Source organism: Nitrosospira sp. Nsp11 (assembly GCF_900142705.1).
In the GTDB taxonomy this organism is placed as follows: Bacteria; Pseudomonadota; Gammaproteobacteria; order Burkholderiales; family Nitrosomonadaceae; genus Nitrosospira.
In genome coordinates, this window is sequence record NZ_FRBV01000015.1 from 56605 (window position 1) to 73995 (window position 17391).

Annotated in this window: 18 protein-coding genes; 10 read left to right on the plus strand and 8 right to left on the minus strand. The window is 51.9% G+C overall.

Annotation, left to right across the window (positions count from 1 at the left end):
• Positions 1–73: 73 nt before the first annotated feature.
• Complete coding sequence (locus BUA28_RS13420) at positions 74–355, plus strand: DUF3892 domain-containing protein (protein WP_072768627.1); 282 nt, start codon at positions 74–76, stop codon at positions 353–355.
• Between the two features lie 58 nt (positions 356–413).
• On the opposite strand, the gene BUA28_RS13425 is transcribed toward BUA28_RS13420, so the two are convergent.
• Both BUA28_RS13425 and BUA28_RS13430 read right to left on the minus strand, forming a co-directional pair.
• Positions 414–1991: an Eco57I restriction-modification methylase domain-containing protein gene (locus BUA28_RS13425; RefSeq protein ID WP_072768628.1), complete on the minus strand. Its 1578-nt coding sequence runs from the start codon at positions 1989–1991 to the stop codon at positions 414–416.
• A 2-nt stretch (positions 1992–1993) separates the two neighbouring features.
• Positions 1994–2956, minus strand: coding sequence for a XamI family restriction endonuclease (locus BUA28_RS13430; RefSeq protein ID WP_072768629.1), 963 nt, complete (start codon positions 2954–2956; stop codon positions 1994–1996).
• A gap of 363 nt (positions 2957–3319) precedes the next feature.
• Between BUA28_RS13430 and BUA28_RS16470 the strand changes: the two genes are divergently transcribed.
• From BUA28_RS16470 to BUA28_RS13445, 3 genes are all read left to right on the plus strand, one after another.
• Positions 3320–3580, plus strand: a complete 261-nt coding sequence (locus tag BUA28_RS16470) for a non-homologous end-joining DNA ligase LigD (RefSeq protein ID WP_371915224.1) — start codon at positions 3320–3322, stop codon at positions 3578–3580.
• Between the two features lie 641 nt (positions 3581–4221).
• On the plus strand, positions 4222–4452 hold the full coding sequence (locus BUA28_RS13440) for a hypothetical protein (protein ID WP_072768630.1): 231 nt from the start codon (positions 4222–4224) through the stop codon (positions 4450–4452).
• Positions 4453–4495: 43 nt separating this feature from the next.
• Entirely contained in the window at positions 4496–4666 is a 171-nt protein-coding gene (locus tag BUA28_RS13445) for a hypothetical protein (protein WP_218587270.1), read from the plus strand.
• Between the two features lie 85 nt (positions 4667–4751).
• On the opposite strand, the gene BUA28_RS13450 is transcribed toward BUA28_RS13445, so the two are convergent.
• Both BUA28_RS13450 and BUA28_RS13455 read right to left on the minus strand, forming a co-directional pair.
• Positions 4752–5453, minus strand: coding sequence for an SOS response-associated peptidase (locus tag BUA28_RS13450; RefSeq protein ID WP_072768632.1), 702 nt, complete (start codon positions 5451–5453; stop codon positions 4752–4754).
• Positions 5454–5515: 62 nt separating this feature from the next.
• A complete protein-coding gene (locus tag BUA28_RS13455) occupies positions 5516–6121 on the minus strand; it encodes a plasmid fertility inhibition factor family protein (protein ID WP_072768633.1) in 606 nt (201 codons plus the stop codon).
• 110 nt (positions 6122–6231) lie between these two features.
• Here BUA28_RS13455 and BUA28_RS13460 point away from each other — a divergent pair, with 110 nt between their 5' ends.
• From BUA28_RS13460 to BUA28_RS13480, 5 genes are all read left to right on the plus strand, one after another.
• The gene (locus BUA28_RS13460) at positions 6232–6705 is read left to right on the plus strand and encodes a LexA family protein (protein WP_083570026.1); all 474 of its coding nucleotides are present in this window, start codon (positions 6232–6234) and stop codon (positions 6703–6705) included.
• Positions 6663–8021: a Y-family DNA polymerase gene (locus BUA28_RS13465; RefSeq protein ID WP_256598331.1), complete on the plus strand. Its 1359-nt coding sequence runs from the start codon at positions 6663–6665 to the stop codon at positions 8019–8021. The genes BUA28_RS13460 and BUA28_RS13465 overlap by 43 nt, the downstream gene beginning before the upstream one ends.
• Before the next feature lie 60 nt (positions 8022–8081).
• Positions 8082–8657, plus strand: coding sequence for a hypothetical protein (locus BUA28_RS13470; protein WP_072768635.1), 576 nt, complete (start codon positions 8082–8084; stop codon positions 8655–8657).
• A 124-nt stretch (positions 8658–8781) separates the two neighbouring features.
• Positions 8782–9060, plus strand: coding sequence for an HU family DNA-binding protein (locus BUA28_RS13475; protein ID WP_072768636.1), 279 nt, complete (start codon positions 8782–8784; stop codon positions 9058–9060).
• Positions 9061–9142: 82 nt separating this feature from the next.
• Complete coding sequence (locus BUA28_RS13480; RefSeq protein ID WP_083570027.1) at positions 9143–10600, plus strand: exonuclease domain-containing protein; 1458 nt, start codon at positions 9143–9145, stop codon at positions 10598–10600.
• A 61-nt stretch (positions 10601–10661) separates the two neighbouring features.
• Here BUA28_RS13480 and BUA28_RS13485 read toward each other — a convergent pair whose 3' ends face one another.
• From BUA28_RS13485 to BUA28_RS13495, 3 genes are all read right to left on the minus strand, one after another.
• The gene (locus BUA28_RS13485; RefSeq protein WP_072768637.1) at positions 10662–11723 is read right to left on the minus strand and encodes a tetratricopeptide repeat protein; all 1062 of its coding nucleotides are present in this window, start codon (positions 11721–11723) and stop codon (positions 10662–10664) included.
• Between the two features lie 294 nt (positions 11724–12017).
• Positions 12018–12536 carry a thermonuclease family protein gene (locus tag BUA28_RS13490; RefSeq protein ID WP_072768646.1) on the minus strand — a complete coding sequence of 173 codons (519 nt, stop codon included), beginning with the start codon at positions 12534–12536 and terminating at the stop codon, positions 12018–12020.
• A gap of 553 nt (positions 12537–13089) precedes the next feature.
• Entirely contained in the window at positions 13090–13986 is an 897-nt protein-coding gene (locus BUA28_RS13495; RefSeq protein ID WP_218587271.1) for an ArdC family protein, read from the minus strand.
• 647 nt (positions 13987–14633) lie between these two features.
• Between BUA28_RS13495 and BUA28_RS13505 the strand changes: the two genes are divergently transcribed.
• Positions 14634–15395: a hypothetical protein gene (locus BUA28_RS13505; RefSeq protein WP_072768639.1), complete on the plus strand. Its 762-nt coding sequence runs from the start codon at positions 14634–14636 to the stop codon at positions 15393–15395.
• A gap of 583 nt (positions 15396–15978) precedes the next feature.
• Here the strand turns inward: BUA28_RS13505 and BUA28_RS13510 are convergent.
• On the minus strand, positions 15979–17391 hold a 1413-nt coding region (locus BUA28_RS13510), incomplete at its 5' end, for a chromosome partitioning protein ParB (RefSeq protein ID WP_072768640.1).

Sequence of the window (17391 nt, forward strand, 5' to 3'; positions counted from 1 at the left end):
TACCAGTGCAGACCACCCCAGACAGCAAGCGGTAAAGCTTCATCACAGACCTTCCACTTCAAAAGGAAACTACATGGCCGACGTTCAAGTTACCTGCATTACCAAATCAAACCTGCAAAGTGCACACGAACACATTACCCACCTCGGAAATGGTCGTACGTGGAAATGGCCTCGTGAACAGGTCATTGAAAGCATCGATGCGAAAACCAACACGTTTTTTGTTCTTGATCCACATAATTCCAAAAGGTCCGACATAGGGGTTGTCCGTGAAGCTAGTAAGGCTCCCTATTTGCGGACATACGCAGATGGCTGCTGGAACAATAACTTGCTGTCACTAAACCAGTGTCCAATTTAGGTAATTCCTGACCCAAATCAGCCGCCGTGTGTGCATCACGACGGCTGCCTGCTCTTTACTAGGTAGCGGTTTTTCCGATTAATTCGAGTTGCCATGCTTTCGGCTTCAAACCGACCAAAGCAGCCAGTGAATCAGCGGGCACATTGCCAAGTTCTCTGGGTTCAAGCTTGTGCAGACCTCCTCCATAGACACGGCCGTTTCCAAGCAGCGTGTCGCGCTCGATTGAATTAAGCGCCTGCCACAGCGAGCGCATACCACCCGGGCAAAGCATAAGTTGCTTCGCCAGAAGAGGTTGCGGATAAAGCATCAGATAGACATTCGTTGCTGTGGCCTGCGAATTGTTGAGCAGGAACCGAAATGGCCGCCGTTCATGGTCACTACGGCCCAGATAGGTACAAACGATAGGAGCCGCTGGCCGGCGCTCCTGCCCATACCAGATACGGCGCGACCGGCACAGATAACGTGGCGCAACACGTTCAACCCCTGTTTGTAAGTATGCCCATAAGACCGGTTGCTCTCGGGCAATCTCTTCCTCTGGCCGGTCGCAGTCGATCAAAAAAAGGCGTTTGTCGAGCAGCGGAACGCCGGCTGAATCAGCGTTGATCTCGTCGGCCTTTATATAGCGGGTGCTAGGCAAGACTGGCCGCAAGAAGCGCCACGGCAAGTTGAGGCTGTTAGCTTTTGCTTCATCGACAATAAAAAAATCATTGCTGCCCGTAGCCAGACCGCGCTTGATGGCAAATAAATCAGCGAGACGGTAGCCCTCATGCTCTATGGATGGGCCATATTTCGGGAATTTCGTCCATTTATCTGAGCAGCGCAGATCGTGAATGCTGACTCTGCTGGTGAGTGTCGGCGCCCGCATTGTTCCCCCGTAGGAAAACATGACGTGATGATCTACTGGTGGCTTTTCCTTCCGAAACCATACGACGGCAGAAGAAACCAGGGCGTCATCAAACTGCACGTTATTGGGATCGAAACGGTGGATGTGCAGCAATGTCACGTCGCGTAGCAAGTATTGCTTGAGCATTCGGCCATAATTCACGTCCATGAATTCGCTCGGTATCAACCACCCTGCCACACCGCCCTCGCTCATCCACGAATGCGCCAGGGCCATGAAATAGCAATAAAGACCGGAAAGCCCCGAGAGGCGAATATGTGCAGTTTCAAGAGCAGCGCTCTGAAGGCGGATTTTTTCAGCCCCATTGAGGTGATGATGTCGTACATAGGGCGGGTTACAGATTAGCAACGTGGCTTTTTTGCTGTCAGCGGCGGCTGCTGTCTGTCGGGTAAAATCAGTAATCTTTATATCAAGCGGAGTACCTTGCCAGAGAGCGCGCGCCGGCTCACCATAATGAGGATCAATTTCGAAGCCCTGTGCTGATTTGACAGGTCGACCTGTCGACGTCGACCTCAGTGCGGAATAAAACGACCCTGTACCGATTGCTGGATCGAAAAAGCGAATGGGCATAGTCTCCGGCAACAAGGAAAGACCGTAGGTCAGGACATCGCGGGCAAGTTGTGTCGGCGTTGCAAACTGACCAAGGCGATTCCGCTCGGCTGACGTCTTTTGACTATCAAGCCTAGCCTGTAGGGCGCTTCGGTGCATTTCAAGGTCTTCGATTAATTGGCGCATTTTCAGATTCCAAATAGTGCGAGGTCATCAATGCGATGTTCCCATACCCAGTCAATTCCCTCGGCAGCCTCATAACCAAGATAGCCACTATCGAAATAGCCACACAAAAAGAGATTGAAGCGTACTCCTGGGCCATAAGTGCTGCGTAACTGCGACATTTTCACAGCCTCTTCCTTACGCCGCTTGTTGGTATTCGTAAAATCACCTGCTGACTTTGCTTCCAAGAAAATTGGTAGTTCCCCCACCAGCCCTGTGATCGGCATGATGACAGCATCGACCGGAATATTGACCGATTGGATTCCACCTTCAAGCTTCACAGGCACATTCATACGAAAGCTGAAGGTGCCGGGCTGCATGGCATTGAATTTGATCCCCTCCCCGCCTAGCAGTTGACGATAACCTTTTGCCTCAAGCCACGCCTTAATTCCTGCAAGTTGGCGTTTTTCCTGGGCGTTGCGAATGATGGGATTTGCCACCGCTCCACACAGCCTGTCAGCAACAATAGTTGCAGCCCGGTGAATTTCCACTTCAGTTGCTGGCGTACCCCTGCCGATCCATACAAAAATATCAGGATCAGCCATCCGTTCGATAATGTCAGCTACTTTGGCAAGCTGAGCATCTGCATCAGCAACAGACATACGCATAGGAAGCCGTTTGTAGAGTTCCATGCTTTTCACAAATGTGGGAGATACCCTGGCCAAACCAATGAGCCGATCTACCGCAATTGGCGGACATGTTGACATACGCAGCGTAGGAAGAATCTCTGGATACTTACGCAAAAGGGCTGGTTTAATATCGGTCAGGTTTCCGGTTGCCACGAGTGCCGCTTCAACGTCCTGAGTCGTCTGGATACGGGTTGAGCGGAAAGCGGTCGGCGCAAATTGCATAAACCAGTCGTTATACATATCAACAGACCGGGCGATGTCAGCTTTCCATTGCAGCGGTTTATCGAAATTAACAGCCATTACTGGTGCTGCTCATGTAGATTTTTTAATAGTTTAATAGGCTTCTTCATTATGGTTGAGTAGTCGAAGAAACGGCGACCATACCATTCTCGATATCGTCCTTATAGTCTTTCCAGTAGTAGAAAACATCCATAATTATCCTTAAGTTTAAAATATCCTTTATTCTGACCGATTATGGACTCCGGATTACTGCCTCATCAATAGACAACTGGATAAAGTTCGAGATACTCGTAGCTTAGGGGAGTTACCCACAGACTTCTCCAAAGGAATTGTGGAATCTCCCAGTGAAGCCTCAAACTGGATTTACTCAAACTCTTACCGGACCAGATGCTTTTTTCGTAACATCAGAGCGAGCGTGGGAAAATCTTTATTGATTACCTTCGCAATGGTCTTGGCGCCACGACCATATCCGCCTGGTCGGCTCGTGCCCGTCCGGGCCTAGGGGTGTCTGTCCCACTGACATGGGAAGAACTGGACGTGCTCACTAGCGCAGCTCGCTGGAATACAGCTAACATTAAAGACCGGCTGGACAAAGGGAATGATCCTTGGTCAGACTATGAAGCATCAAGGCAGTCGATAGTACAGGCCATGAAAACGTTGGGGTTCAAAGGCCGTAAGTACTGATCTGTAAGGTCTGTCCCTCAAGATGAGGCTGCGGCTGGCCTCATGCGCTTACCCATGAGGAGACTCACTATTCGGCGCATCGAGCAGGCCACGCTCTATCCCCTACCCACCTCAAGCTGCTGCATAAACTTCTCTACTTTAATTGGGAGGCGGAGCTGGTGTTTCTCACGAACTCTCAACAGTACCACTGATGAGGATTTCCGGCTTCAGCTGGCCCGGAACATTTGGAAATTACTAAAAGCGTTAAAAATGATGAAAAAATGATGAAAAAATGATTGACCAATGCTTTAACAACAGCTACTCTAGACCTATGTTGGACGAAGGCTAACCGCCCAGCTGAAATTAAAGTTAGCCATTCTTTTGAGGGAGAGTTTTCCATATGATGAATATGAAACAGTTTTCGAAGTACTTACACCGTTCCTCTTTATTTTAGAGGGATTCATAAAACAATTTTTATGCCCCGGGAGGGATAAGGGAATCGAGAAAATCTCTTCTCTTATACGAGAAAAAGTTAAAAAACCGTTTTCTTTGCAGGTTTGTCCTGCTTCACTATTGATCTGCTGTTGAAGCGCATATCAAAGAGAACGTTGTAACAGCAGGACAAACCAAAACACGCTTTAACGGCGCCTGGAGCTGTTTCCATGCGTTGCAAAATAAAATGTGGTTCCGCATTTGAAATGGAAGTTGTTGTTGGTGAACAAAAGAAAGATGCTATCAATTCGACCAAAGTTGCTGCGCTTGTATTTATCGCGCTAATGACGATGGTTATAGGATTGGCAGCTCATGGTGCAGTGAAGGGCGACTTCACCGCGTACGAGAAATCATTGGATACCATTGTAAAAGTGGTGGAACTTCTGACCCATGGTCGATAAAAAGACAACGAGAAGAGTTCAACTTGAGTTAGCGGAAAAGTCAATGGAACGCCTGGAGGACTTGAAGGATAAGACCGAAGCGACTTCATATGCTGAAGTCGTAAAGAATGCTTTACGCTTGTACGAAAGCATGATCCTCAAGCATGAAGAAGGAAATCGATTCCTTTTGAAGAATCCGCAAGGTGAGTTGACAGAGTACGAAGTGTTCTACTAGGGGCGTTAGCAAAGCTCATAACACGCCCCAGAGTAGGTGACGCTGCTTGCGAGTGCTCTCATCTATTGGATGAAGTCATCTAAACTTAGACATGCTCGTCCAAAGGGGCCAGCAATTCTTTGCTGTTGTTAAAAGGATCTGCCCGGTTCACGGCTCTATCCACTTTCCACCAGGTGAAGGCGTCGCTAGGCAAAGAACGTGATTGCGCTATATGTGCCGCTTCCTCAACTGGTGTATTTACATCCAGCCAGCGCCACGCATCCTCCGGTTCCAGCACAACGGGCCTTCGATCGTGAATATCGACCATGCCGCCGCTGCTGTCCTCGGTGACGATCACAAATCCAACTTCAACGTTTTGCTGAGTATACAGCCTGAAGTTCGTTATCCCTGCCATGAAAATCGGCTCGTCATCCTTCCGCTTTATATACCAAGGCTGTTTTTTGCCGTTTTCAAGCGTCCACTCGAACCAGCCACCTCCGGGAATAATTACTCGCCCTTCGCGAAACATGTGCCGGAAATAGCGCCCGGTTAAAGCCTTCTCCACCCGGGCGTTTATCCATGGTTTTTTCTTTGCCGCAGCTTCTTCGGGAGTCCGATAGCCCCAGGTATGGCTGATGAATTCCAGCCTATGATTATGCAGCATTATCATCGAGGGGCATCGGCCAGGGGCGATGTTATACAAGGCCATATGGTCGCCACCGGTCCACTCCTGATCATTGCTTACGTCTGCGCCAAGCGCACGGGCGTAATACTTGTGAGTCCCGGATTGCTCAAATCGTCCGCACATTAGGTAATACTCTACTGTTGGATTACTGTTGTGTTGGATAACTCATTCAATTTCTCCAGCTCTTAATTATGTTCTGCTTTTCTAAACATATCAGCCAGGCACATTGGCCCCGGCTGAAGGCCAACATTTTCGGCTAATGCTGCTGCTTCCTTCTGGCCATGCATCTTTACAGGAAACGCCGCGACGTTGTTGGCCAAGAGCCAGAAAGTACGCGTCACCCCATTCATAAAACTCAACCCCTTTTGAAAGTAGACATCGGCAAGCGGCACCGGGTTTTCCTCTCCCCGGGCGAACCCCTCGACTGCCCGGTGATACTTGTAGTCGGTAGTCAGCTCCGAGCGTAGAAGGCAGCAGCCGTTAGATTGACCGGACCAGCAAAAATCCTGGGACAACCATAACCTATGAAAAGCGGCTGCGTGGACTGGCACTACAAAAATATCGTCATCGGCTTCCCCGGACTTAATCGACATAAAAATATCTGCTTTTCCTGGTACGGGCAACCGCCAAACTAGAAGGCGGGGTGTCCAGGGAGAGGAAGGCATCACTAGTCGAGATCCTGCCAGCGCCGGAAGCGGTTCGCTCTCGATCTGCGCATGGAGTGCCCTTAGTTCGGCGCACCTAGCAAGGTAACGCAATGTCACAAACAACGGATTTCCTGCCATGATCATAGGCCGTAACCCTCTCCTCGTGTTCCGGATTGTTCAAGAAGTCCGCACATACCAACCCTTGAATCAAGTTTTTATACTTCTGCTACTATAAGGGTTTGAATCTTCCTGCCATGCCGACCATAATTCCGTTCATTCCTCGCAGCGCCTCCGCTGCCCTGCTTGGCCTACAGCCGGCTGCGACCGCTCCCGCAGTTCTTCGGCTGCCTTTATTGCAACATCGCATCTCCGCCGGATTCCCTTCGCCAGCAGACGAATACGTCGAGAAAAGTCTCGATCTCAATACCTACCTGGTGCGCAACAAGACAGCGACATTTTTCTTCCGCGTAATCGGCGATTCCATGACCGGCGCCAACATCAACGATGGCGATATGCTTGTGGTTGACCGCTCCATTGAACCCAAGCACCGGCACATCGTGCTTGCGGTCATCAACAATGAATACACCGTCAAAAGACTCCATCACCTGGACGGCGTGATCGAGCTCCACGCGGAAAATCCCGCCTACCCGCCCATCCGTTTCCGTGAGCACGAGGAATTGCAGGTATGGGGCGTGGTGGTCGGGGCAGTATCCCGCTTCGCGGTGTAGCCATGGGGGCAAGGAGTACAGTTGCCAGCAACCAGATCTTTGCACTGGTGGACGTAAACAACTTTTACGTCAGCTGCGAACGGGTATTTAATCCGCGCCTTCAGCATCAGCCGGTGGTCGTTCTCTCTAATAACGACGGCTGCGCGGTTGCCCGTTCCGAACAGGTCAAGACGCTCGGCATCAAGATGGGCACGCCCTGGTTTCAGCTGAAGGATCTGGCGGAAAAACACAATATCATTGCGCTCTCGTCCAATTACACCCTCTACGGCGACATGTCGGATCGCGTCATGACGATCCTGCGCGGCTACAGCCCGAATGTCGAAACCTACTCCATCGATGAAAGTTTTCTGAGTCTGAATGGCTTGGGCAATCTCTGGCCCACCGCTACCGATATGGGGCAATGTATTCGCTATCGAGTACGGAAGTGGACCGGCTTGCCGGTCTGCGTGGGTATCGGGCCGTCCAAGACCCTGGCAAAGCTGGCGAACCACATTGCCAAGACACACCCGGAAATGGAGGGGGTTTGCGATCTGGTATCCATGCCATCAGCACGACTTAATGCGCATCTGTCCGCCATCGAGGTGCGCGAAGTGTGGGGGGTAGGACGCCGAATTGGCGCACATCTGCATGCAGCCGGGATCAAGACAGCGCAAGCGCTGCGTGATGTCTCCCCGGTTTGGCTACGTGCAAAATTCGGGGTGGTGATGGAGCGCACCGGCAACGAACTGCGCGGTACCTCATGCCTGGCGCTGGAAGAGGTCGTCGCGCACAGGAAACAGATTGTCTCCTCCCGGTCTTTTGGGCAACTGGTTCATACCCTGCCCGAGCTGGGCGAGTCGGTGACAAGCTATATGACCAGCGCTGCGGAAAAGCTGCGCCGGCAGCGCTCTATGTGTGAAGCAGTACAGGTATTTATTGAGACCAACCCTTTCCGCGAGCAAGATCCTCAATATAGCAACAGCATCACCGTTCCCCTGCCCAACCCGAGCTGTGACACGCGCTTGTTGGTGCGTGCCGCGCTATTCGGGCTGAAGAAAATCTACCGCCCCGGTTTTGCCTACAAGAAAGCCGGGGTGATGCTAATCGGCCTCGGCGAGGCAGCCGTAAGCCAGGGTTCGCTACTCGTCCAGCATGGCGCCGGCGAGAAATCGGAAAGGCTGATGGAAGCGATGGATGCGTTGAACCGTCGATACGGGCGCAATACGGTCGCCATCGCTTCTGCCGGAACCACTAGAGCTTGGGGCATGCGCAGGGAATGCATGTCGCCCTGCTACACGACAAACTGGAGCGATGTACCGGTTGCCCAGGCGCGTTAAAGAACAAGCCGGGGAAGCCCGTAGAGTTATTTCAAGAACATAAAGAACATCATTAGAATCATGGAAAAAGGTAATGACCGGCCAGATATTCAGCACGAGGAGATGTTGAATTTTTCTCGTCAGAACATGATCGATTCACTTCAGTTATTCTTCTCTCATACAAAATACTCGCTCACGCTGCTGACTACAATTCTGGCCGCCTCGCTAGCCATTACCGCATTCTCGTTCGACAAGCTTCAGGGCGCGCCCGAAGCATCAAAGCTCGCGCTGTTCCTGGCAGCAGTATTTCTTATACTCATGGGACCAGTTTCCTACATTACTCACCGACTTATAGGCCGCTACTACCGGCTGTATGTTTCCTTTTACGTCTATGCCGCACGGTTGCATGAGAAGTACTCTTCCATCGAACATCCCTGGTTTGCTGATCTGAAAAGCAGGCTTGGGGATCCCAGGAACCACTCGGAAAATCTTAATGACAAGTCAGCTGTTGCGAGGTTTTTGGACGATGAAGTTGCAAATTTTGCAAATGGGGGCCGCAATAGCTGGTACTTTTATCGATGGCTAATTTTTATCCTCGGAGCATTCGGCACTATTGCAGGAAGCTTCATTTTAGGTTGGCTGCTTATGAATCAGTAGCTGTCACAAGATGGAGCGATGTGCCGGTGGCGCGTGCCAGCTGATTCTCAAAGAAAAGGGCAAGACAGCGTTCTGCCCTGCGGGAAACCGATCTATTTACCACTTACACTGAAAGGGCAACTGCATGAACAAGAATGAACTCGTAGAAGGAATAGCGGCAAAGGCCGATTTAAGCAAGGCCGATGCGGCCCGCGCTGTGGCGGCATTGACCGATATCATTGCCGAGGCCCTGCAAAAGGGCGATTCCCTTACGCTGGTTGGGTTCGGCACTTTTGAGGTCCGCAGCCGCGCCGCGCGCACCGGCCGCAATCCCAAGACCGGCGAAGAACTGAAGATTGCCGCAGCAAAAGTGCCGGCATTCAAGCCGGGCGCCGCGCTTAAAGCAGCAGTCAATGGTGGATAAAGGGAAGTGAATTCATTTTCGCACGTGCGAAAATGAGTCACTTTTCTGCCTCGGCCGCCCCTGCCCCTGGGTATTATTAGCGGTGCTTCCTTTCCCCTACGTCATTCTTGACCTGGAAACCACGGGCGGCACGCCCCTGCATGACCGCATTATCGAAATTGCGCTCATCCGCTTCGAAGAGGGGATCGAAAGCGACCGCTGGGAAACGCTGGTCAATCCAGGCATGCCCATTCCGCCTTTCATCACTCGCCTGACCGGCATCAGCAATGGGATGGTGCAGGAGGCGCCGTCATTTGAAGAAGTCGCGCACAAACTCTACAGTTTTCTTGAGGGGGCGGTGCTGACTGCGCATAACGTCCGCTTCGACTACGGTTTCCTCAAGAACGAATACCGCCGCATAGGCGCCCTGCTCCAGCATCGGGTGCTATGCACCGTCCGGCTCTCGCGCAAGCTCTATCCCCAGCACAAGGGCCACGGGCTGGATGCCATCGTGCAGCGTCATGGGCTCCATACCGATGGGCGCCACCGGGCGATGGGTGATGTGGAGCTGGTGGTGGCCTATTTGGAGGTAGCCCGACGCGAACTGGGTTCAAGGCAGCTGCTTGACGCGGCCAGTGCGCTGCTGAAAGATCCCTGCCTACCCGCAAGACTGGATGCGGCGGTGGTCGATCGTATTCCCGACAGCCCCGGCGTCTATTTCTTCTACGGCAAAAATGACCTCCCGCTCTATATCGGCAAGAGCGTTACGCTAAGATCCCGGGTGATGTCCCATTTCAGCAATGATCATGCCTCTTCCGGCGATATGCGCATTGCTCAGGAGGTCGAGCGGGTCGAATGGACGGAAACAGCCGGGGAGCTGGGGGCGCTTCTCCTGGAATCGAGATTGATCAAGGAACACCAGCCCATACACAACAAACGGCTGCGACGTTCGCGCACGCTCTTTTCCCTGGCGGTGGCCGATGGGCCGGGCAAGGTCCCGCTGGTCAATATCGTAACGGAAGAGGACATCCGCCCCGAAGTGTTCGAGCTTCTGTATGGACTGTTCCGCTCGAAAGCAAAGGCGGTCGATGCGCTGCGGGAAATTGTCCGGGAAAACAGGTTGTGTCCCCGATTCGTGGGCCTGGAAAAAGGGTATGGGGTATGTTTCTCCCATCAGCTCAAACGCTGCAACGGAGTCTGTGCCGGCAGGGAAGCACCTGAGCTGCATTTTCTGCGGCTGAAACAGGCGCTGATTCCGCTCAGGCTCAAGTCATGGCCTTATCCGGGCCAGATCGGCATTCGCGAATACTGCAAATCGTCCGGACGCGCACAACTGCATGTCTTTGACTACTGGTGCCACCTGGGAACAGTGGACAATGAATGCGATCTGGATGAGTTGCTGAATGTCCGCTCCGTTATGAAGTTCGATCTGGATACCTACAAATTGCTGCTAAAAAACCTGGGGAAGCAGGTCAGCGTCATTCCGCTTGGGCCGCAAGCAACTCAACAACCACCGGGGATACAGCCCCAGCCTGCATTCGCTCTACATCAAAGGGTTTAAAGAAGAATTGTTTTTCATCTGCGAAGGCATAACGGTATATGCGGCCTAAAATCAAAACCTGTCAAGGGTGAGACTGTCCGGTTGACTGAACATTTGTCATCTGCCGTTCCAATTCTTCAGCTTGGTTATCGCGGTCTGTCGAGCGGTAGAGCCGCGCCATATTTCTCAGGGCATTCACTACATTCGGATGGTCTGGCGGTAATGATTTTCTATAAATCTCCAGGGCGCGTTCGAAGAGTTGTTCGGCCTGCGGGAATTGACGTTGAACATCGTAGAGTCCAGCGAGATTGTTAAAGGCAGCTGCCAAGTTAGGGTGATCAAGAGGAAGAGTCGCTTCTGATATGGATACAGCACGTTTTAATAATGGCTCGGCTTGTGCATATTGGCCATGTTCCAAGTAAAGCATTCCGAGATTGCCCAGGCTGTTTGCTACAAGAGGATCATTCGAGCCCAAAAATCCCTCCCGGCCCTCCAAAGCGAGGTGGAGCAATGCAGCAGCCTGCTCGTGCTTTCCTTGATCACTATATAGCAACCCAAGATTATTTCGGGTAGTTGTTAACTCAGGATCGTTTTTCAGGTCTGATACTGTGTTCTCGTATATGTCCACGGCCTTCTTAAGACAGATCTCAGCCTCTTCATATCGCTTTTGCAAACGATAGAGCTCTCCTAGGTCATTCAGGCTTCTCGCAATAAGAGGCTTGTCAGGGCCAATTGCCTTTTCCCGAATTTCCAACACACGTTTATGGAGAGCTTCGGCTTGTGCATATTGGCCTTGATCTACTTTGAGGCCGGCAAGATTGAAGAGAGTTGATGCCGTTTCTGGATGATCCTCGCCAAAAATTCGCTCATAAATTTTTATAGCCCGTTCGTAGAGGGGCTCAGCCAGCTTATATTGGCCTTTCGCTTGATAAAGCCATCCAAGATTGTTGAGACCCGATGCAACTTCGATATGAGCGGGACCGTACTTCTTCTCTATGGCTGAAAGCGTCTTTTTCCCCACCGCTACCGCTTGCTCCCCTTGGCCAGACTGATAAAGAGACATCACCGTAGGCCAGCCGATATCTTGTGAATGTGCTTGTAGCGGGAACAAGGCGGTAAGGAAGGAGAGTAAAAATTTTTTCATTTTTGTTATGTAAGGGAATTTTATAGGCGGAAAGAAATTTTTTAACAGATCTTGGCACTGCCTTTTTATTGCTGAGCTTAACGCAATACTAATAGGATAACGGGCAAAAAGGGAAGCGTAATGATTTGTCGGTCAGAGCGGTGGCCTGCCCGGGCTTAAGTTGTACTGAGGAACAGAGTCGCCGCCAACCCATTTTTTCCCTTCGGTATCCTCGACCAGGGCTTGCGCGTAATACCTGCGTGTTCCAGATTGTTCAAAACGTCCGCACATATCGGAAAATTCCCCTGTGTCGCATCACTTGCGCCGAAAATTCCATGGAGGAATGGGCGCCGGATCACGCCACAACCCAACACCTTCGAGTCGGGCAGCGTCCTCAGCCTCGGCATAGACTACTCGGTCGACCGGCTGCTGATCCTTGCCATATTGCTTGTAATGCCATGCCAGCCCTGCCCTGATCTGTTCCAGATTGGCATCCTGGCCATCCATCAGTACTTTTCCCAGGATGCGCTGATAACGGTCGCGCTTGTGCCATTCCACCATAACCGTACGACCAAAGACCAAGCCTGCCAGATGCTGCCTTGATACCGTGCCGAATGCCTGTTTTCTCTCGGGCGCATCGATACCTGTCAATCGGATCCTGTGCTGCTGTTTTGATGCATCCAAAACTGTCAGGGTGTCGCCATCGGCTATTTTAACGACTTGGCCGGTCAATGTTTCCGCCTGGGCTGGAGAGAAGCATAAGCCCAGGAAGAGGACTATGCCTAAAAAGCTTAAAAAGCTAAACCGACGCACTTCAAAATAATTGTTTTTCATATGTGAAAGCATAATCATCGCGATACGGCCAGAAATCTGATTGCTGTACCCAGCGTAAGGATCTAAGATGTGGTGTTTGTTGTACACTAGATCACTAGGGATAGTAATCCAAGAAAGACGAAAGCCTTGTCACTCTCGTAACAAGGCTTTCATGGGTGGGAAGAAAAGGTGGTGGAACACCGATTCGACCTGTTTTTTCAACCAACGCACTTTGGCAAGCGAGAAAGGCTGAATCAATACGAATACGTATAGCAATACTATACCTTGCATTACCAAAAAGTAAACGTTTTGTGTAAAGCAATGCTTTAGTCTTTCCCCCTGCCTGGTGCACAACCATAGGGAGAAAACATGACGATCATCGCGATTTTCAAGGCTTTCAAGATCATCATCTATATCTGGCTACTCTAGGCAGGTCAAAATTAGGCGGGGGTTTTCCCCCGCTCTGCCTAATACGTTTTCGCATATGCTAAAACATGCCGCGAAAGCGGCCTGGTCTGAACTGACTAGGCCGCTGATATTTTCCGTTTTGTTGATCGTTGATCGTTTCGCTGGCTCAGGCGGCTTGTTGGTCTTTCTGGTTGCATCTCACTAAATCAATGATGTAGGAGTGTGCCTTGCTGGCTTGGCTGGCGGCGGTGAATATCGCACGTTTGTCGCTTTTCAGCACCTTCAGCCATGATTCGATATACCCGGCATGATTCGGGATCATCGATGCGGCAAAACCCAATTCCGCATTTAGGAAAGCGCTCCCAAGCTCTGCAATCAATTCCTCGAAAGCGTAGGCTTCTGAACCGAATCGTTTGGCGAAGTCACGCGCTAAACGGTGTTTGGCTCCCGTCCAGTGCGTCAACTCATGCAAAGCCACGCTGTAAAACTCAATCTCAGAGGCAAAACGGGTGCGTTCCGGCAGGTAAATTTCATCCGTCGAGGGATGATAAAACGCCTTCTCACCTGCTTCGCGAATGACAGCGCCAGAACGGATCAAAACGTTTTCGACCGCATCGATCTGCTGAAACTCTTTAAGAGGCGCGGCGGCTTGTGGCTTTTCAATGCCGTCGATCTGGTCAAGATTAAACAGCCAGAACGGTTTGATCATCCGTACAGAGTCGGTTTTTTCGGTGCTGTCGCCTTCATTCTCCGATTTGCGGTCAAGTGTCTTGAAGAAAACACACGTAACGCTTTTTTCACCTTTGCGCACTTGGCCGCCCATTTCGCTAGCCTGTTTGTAGGTCAGCCAACGGTCGCTTGAATAGCCGTTAGTCGCGACTGCTGCCCATAACAAAAGCACATTTACGCCTTGATAAGCGGTTCCGGTCATGTGATTGCGGGGCAAACCGTCTCCGCTTCGCGCCCAAGTAAGACGGCTGGTTTTGCCGCTTTCCAGCATAGCGATAATTTCATCCGTTACCTGTGCGTACATATCTTTCTTCGGGGTGCCGGTAGTTTTCATGATCTTGAGTCCTCGCGATTAGGTTAATAAACTGATCCTCTCGCTCGAACTCTCCTCGCCTCGCCCTGGGGCGACGGGAGTGGGGAATGCCCTGCCCTCACGGGCAAGGGTTGGGAATGGGTGGGGTGGGAAGGCAGACACATGCAGGACCGATTCCAGTCCCGCATGAATGTTTATCCCCCACAAGTCCCCCTCGCAGAGATTGGGAGGCGCTTTGTGGGGGATGCTTATGGGGTGTGTTTTCGGTCTGTGCCGTCAGGGATTGGGGTTCAAGCGCGTTGCGGCCGCAAGCACTTGCGGATCAAAGGCCATGACAGGCGAAGCGAACCGCGCCAGCGGCTGGCGTGGCCTGTGACAGCGATAAGCGGGAAAAACAGGATATTCGCGGGCGCGAAAATCTATCCTGCCCTAGGTGGTGAACGCAATCCCGTCTATTAGGAACCACTGTCCTTTTCAGAAGGTGACTGTACCAATTTGCTAAATCAACGGGACCATCGTGGGCAGATTTTTGAATTTCTTGAGATCAGCAGTCATCTGCACCATCGTCATCTATACTCAAAACTCCTGTGCACAGAAGCGAAGACGGCAGAAGTACAATGTCGGGGCGTACTGCTCATTTCAGAACACGTTAGCCAGCAAAGGCCACAATGGAGTACCTCGGAATTGCAAAGGACATCGCTCAAATCGCCTTCTGGCTAGTAGCTGGGGCGGTGGCTGTCTTCACGTACCGTCAAGCCCGTCGGACTGTGCTTCAGCCGATCCGCACAGAGGTCTTCAAGGAGCAACTGAAGGTCATGAGCGAGGCCATGTCCCTCTTTGTGGGCAAGCACGAGCTCGCGCTAAGGGGCGATTTCGACTTTAACTCTTTGTTCGACGTAAACGTCTGTTTTCTCCTCGACTCGTACGCGACAAACTTTTTCGATGTTCAGTTTGAACCAGAAACAAGGAAGTACAACTCCCGCGACTGCCCGATGCGGATGGGCAAAGCATTCATGGAGGCATTGGCCGATCCGCTCGGGGATGTCGCCGACTCCCGAGCGGCCCGCTGGGCACGCTATAAGACCGAGAGGCTGTTCATCAACAGGCAGTACTGCGAAATGGATCAGAAGATTACACGGCTTCTCGAAAACCCCTTGCTGCCAGCCAAGCTAGCGAACCTACTGACGCAGTACCTTGCGGTGGCCGATCAGAATCGGTCAATCCTCATGGAACTACTTGCTGTTGTGGCGAAGGAGCTACCGGCGCGCTTCTCAACACTTCAAGCGATGGAGCGCATAGATCCTCTCGATTGGCCGCGTGAACTATGGAATCGTTACAACCACCAGTTCAAGCATCTGAAACCACTCGCTGATGAGATCGTCGCGTTTGTCCGTCAATACTTTGAGGCCGATAGCCTCAAGAATCTATGAGGTTGCTGGCTAACTCGTACGTTGAGTGATCGCTCCCGCCAACGCCGATGACTGAACAAGCTTCAGCGGACCACCTATCGATCAACGCTCTGGACGTTGTACTCAGGTTATCCGGCGAATCCAGATTAACCGGGATCGGCGGCAACTATTTAAGGGTTAATTTCCGCTCCCCTGCGCGCGGATCCAAGCCTTATGCCCACGTCCCCACGCTACAGCCTTGTCCGGAGCGACAATTTACAACCCGCGCATGGTCTTTTTTGGCACCGGATTTGCCGGTAAGCGTGAACTATCGCCGGAGACGATTGCGTACCAGTCGGCGATCGGCAGGTAGCACCATGGCGACCAGTCCGGGATATCCGTCCCCGGTCGGCGCGAAACATATCGGATTGCGCCCAAGCGTTCGGAAACATCCTGCCGGCGGCGGCAAGACGTTCCCGCGGTCGGCAGGCTAGTACCATTTCTTAAGTTGTGATGAATAAGCGTCTCCGAAATGTTATGTTTTTTTCAAGTTTTTTTAGCGGCTGTCTAGTAATTTTTGAACAGAACCGCAAACCTCAAAAAAGAGATTTGCAGTTCCTTTTCTTTAGGGCTTCACCTTGAGATTGTTTGGTAGCCAGCGTAAGCCGGTCAGTTCGGAGTCCGCTTGCCGCACGAGATCATCCTTCTTTAACCCGCGCATAAGATCGGCATTTTGAGAAGAAACCGCTTCTCCCACTACTGCAATAATCCGGTCTTTGGATACGTGCGAAAGATAATTCTCCGGCGTAGGTTGCCACCAATCGGCCATATCCAGATTCAATGCAGTCATAAGGGCTGCTATGTCATCTGATGGTATGTTCTCGCGGCTTGATACGGTATTGACCGAAACCGCCGTACAGAACGCCAGCAAGTCCAGGAGGTCTTGCTGCGGCTGCTCCAACAACCACTGAAACAGGTTCTTGCCGCCCTGCCCTGCCGCTTCGATGCGTTCTTTCCACAGCCGGTACTTGTCCTCGACTGCCATAGCTGCGCGGCTCTGCTCGATGTTCTCGGCATCCGGCTTGAGATAGGGACGCTCGACGTTGACCTGCACCAGCCGGTTCGACACATACCCATTCGAGAAAACCTGCAACGCCATCCGGTGTGCGAGTGCCGCCAGCGCCATGTCCGGCCTGTTCGCCATTGCCGCCTGTATCGCTGCGGTGCGGTGCGCCGTCAACATGCGCGTGAGTTTATCCGAGTGCAGCGGCTTCGGTGTCTCGCTTTGGCCCCTTTCTGCCAGTCCTGTTTCCGCGCGCCGCTCTTTCGGCAGCTTCTTCATATCTTCCTTGCGAATAAGATTCCGCTCGATGCGTAGCTCCCCCGCATGGTCAACGGTGACGATGACACCTGCAATGGCAAGATCGTCTGCATAAAGTTCTTCCAGTGATGCGTTCAATGCCGCTATCTTTCTCAGTATGGCGTCGTGCTTCTCTTCAATCACAGCATAGATTTGACCGGACTCGTCCTCGTCCTCGTCGTAACCCTCAAATTCGGTTTCGATGGCTTCCATTTCAGCGTCAAGCGCATCCTTTGCGGCCTGTTCTTCCGAAGTTGGCTCACGCCTGATGGTTCGCGCCTTCACGAATTCAGCCTCATCCGCATGGTCGAACGTGGTGTGGCATTGCGCCCATGCATGGCCTTCGCCCTCGATGGCCTCAACCGCCTGATTGAGTTTTTCCAAGGCAAGTGATTCCAACAGTTCGGCGTCCTGTATATAACCTTCGTCCTCTTTCCCAAACAGGTCGCGCCGTATCAATCCTCCTGCCGCTTCGTATTCCTCCACTCCGACGAACTTGGCAAGCGGGCTCTGCCGAATGTCTATTTCGGTTCCGGTAATCAAGCGCCGGAAGGTTGAGCCGTTGCGCTGCCACTCCGAAGTGCTGTTCCAGATGCGCTCCTGCAATTCGTGATCCTCGGTAAGCGCCAGCGCGGAAATCTGCTCGAAGTTCATTTCGTCCTCGGCATACAGCTTGAA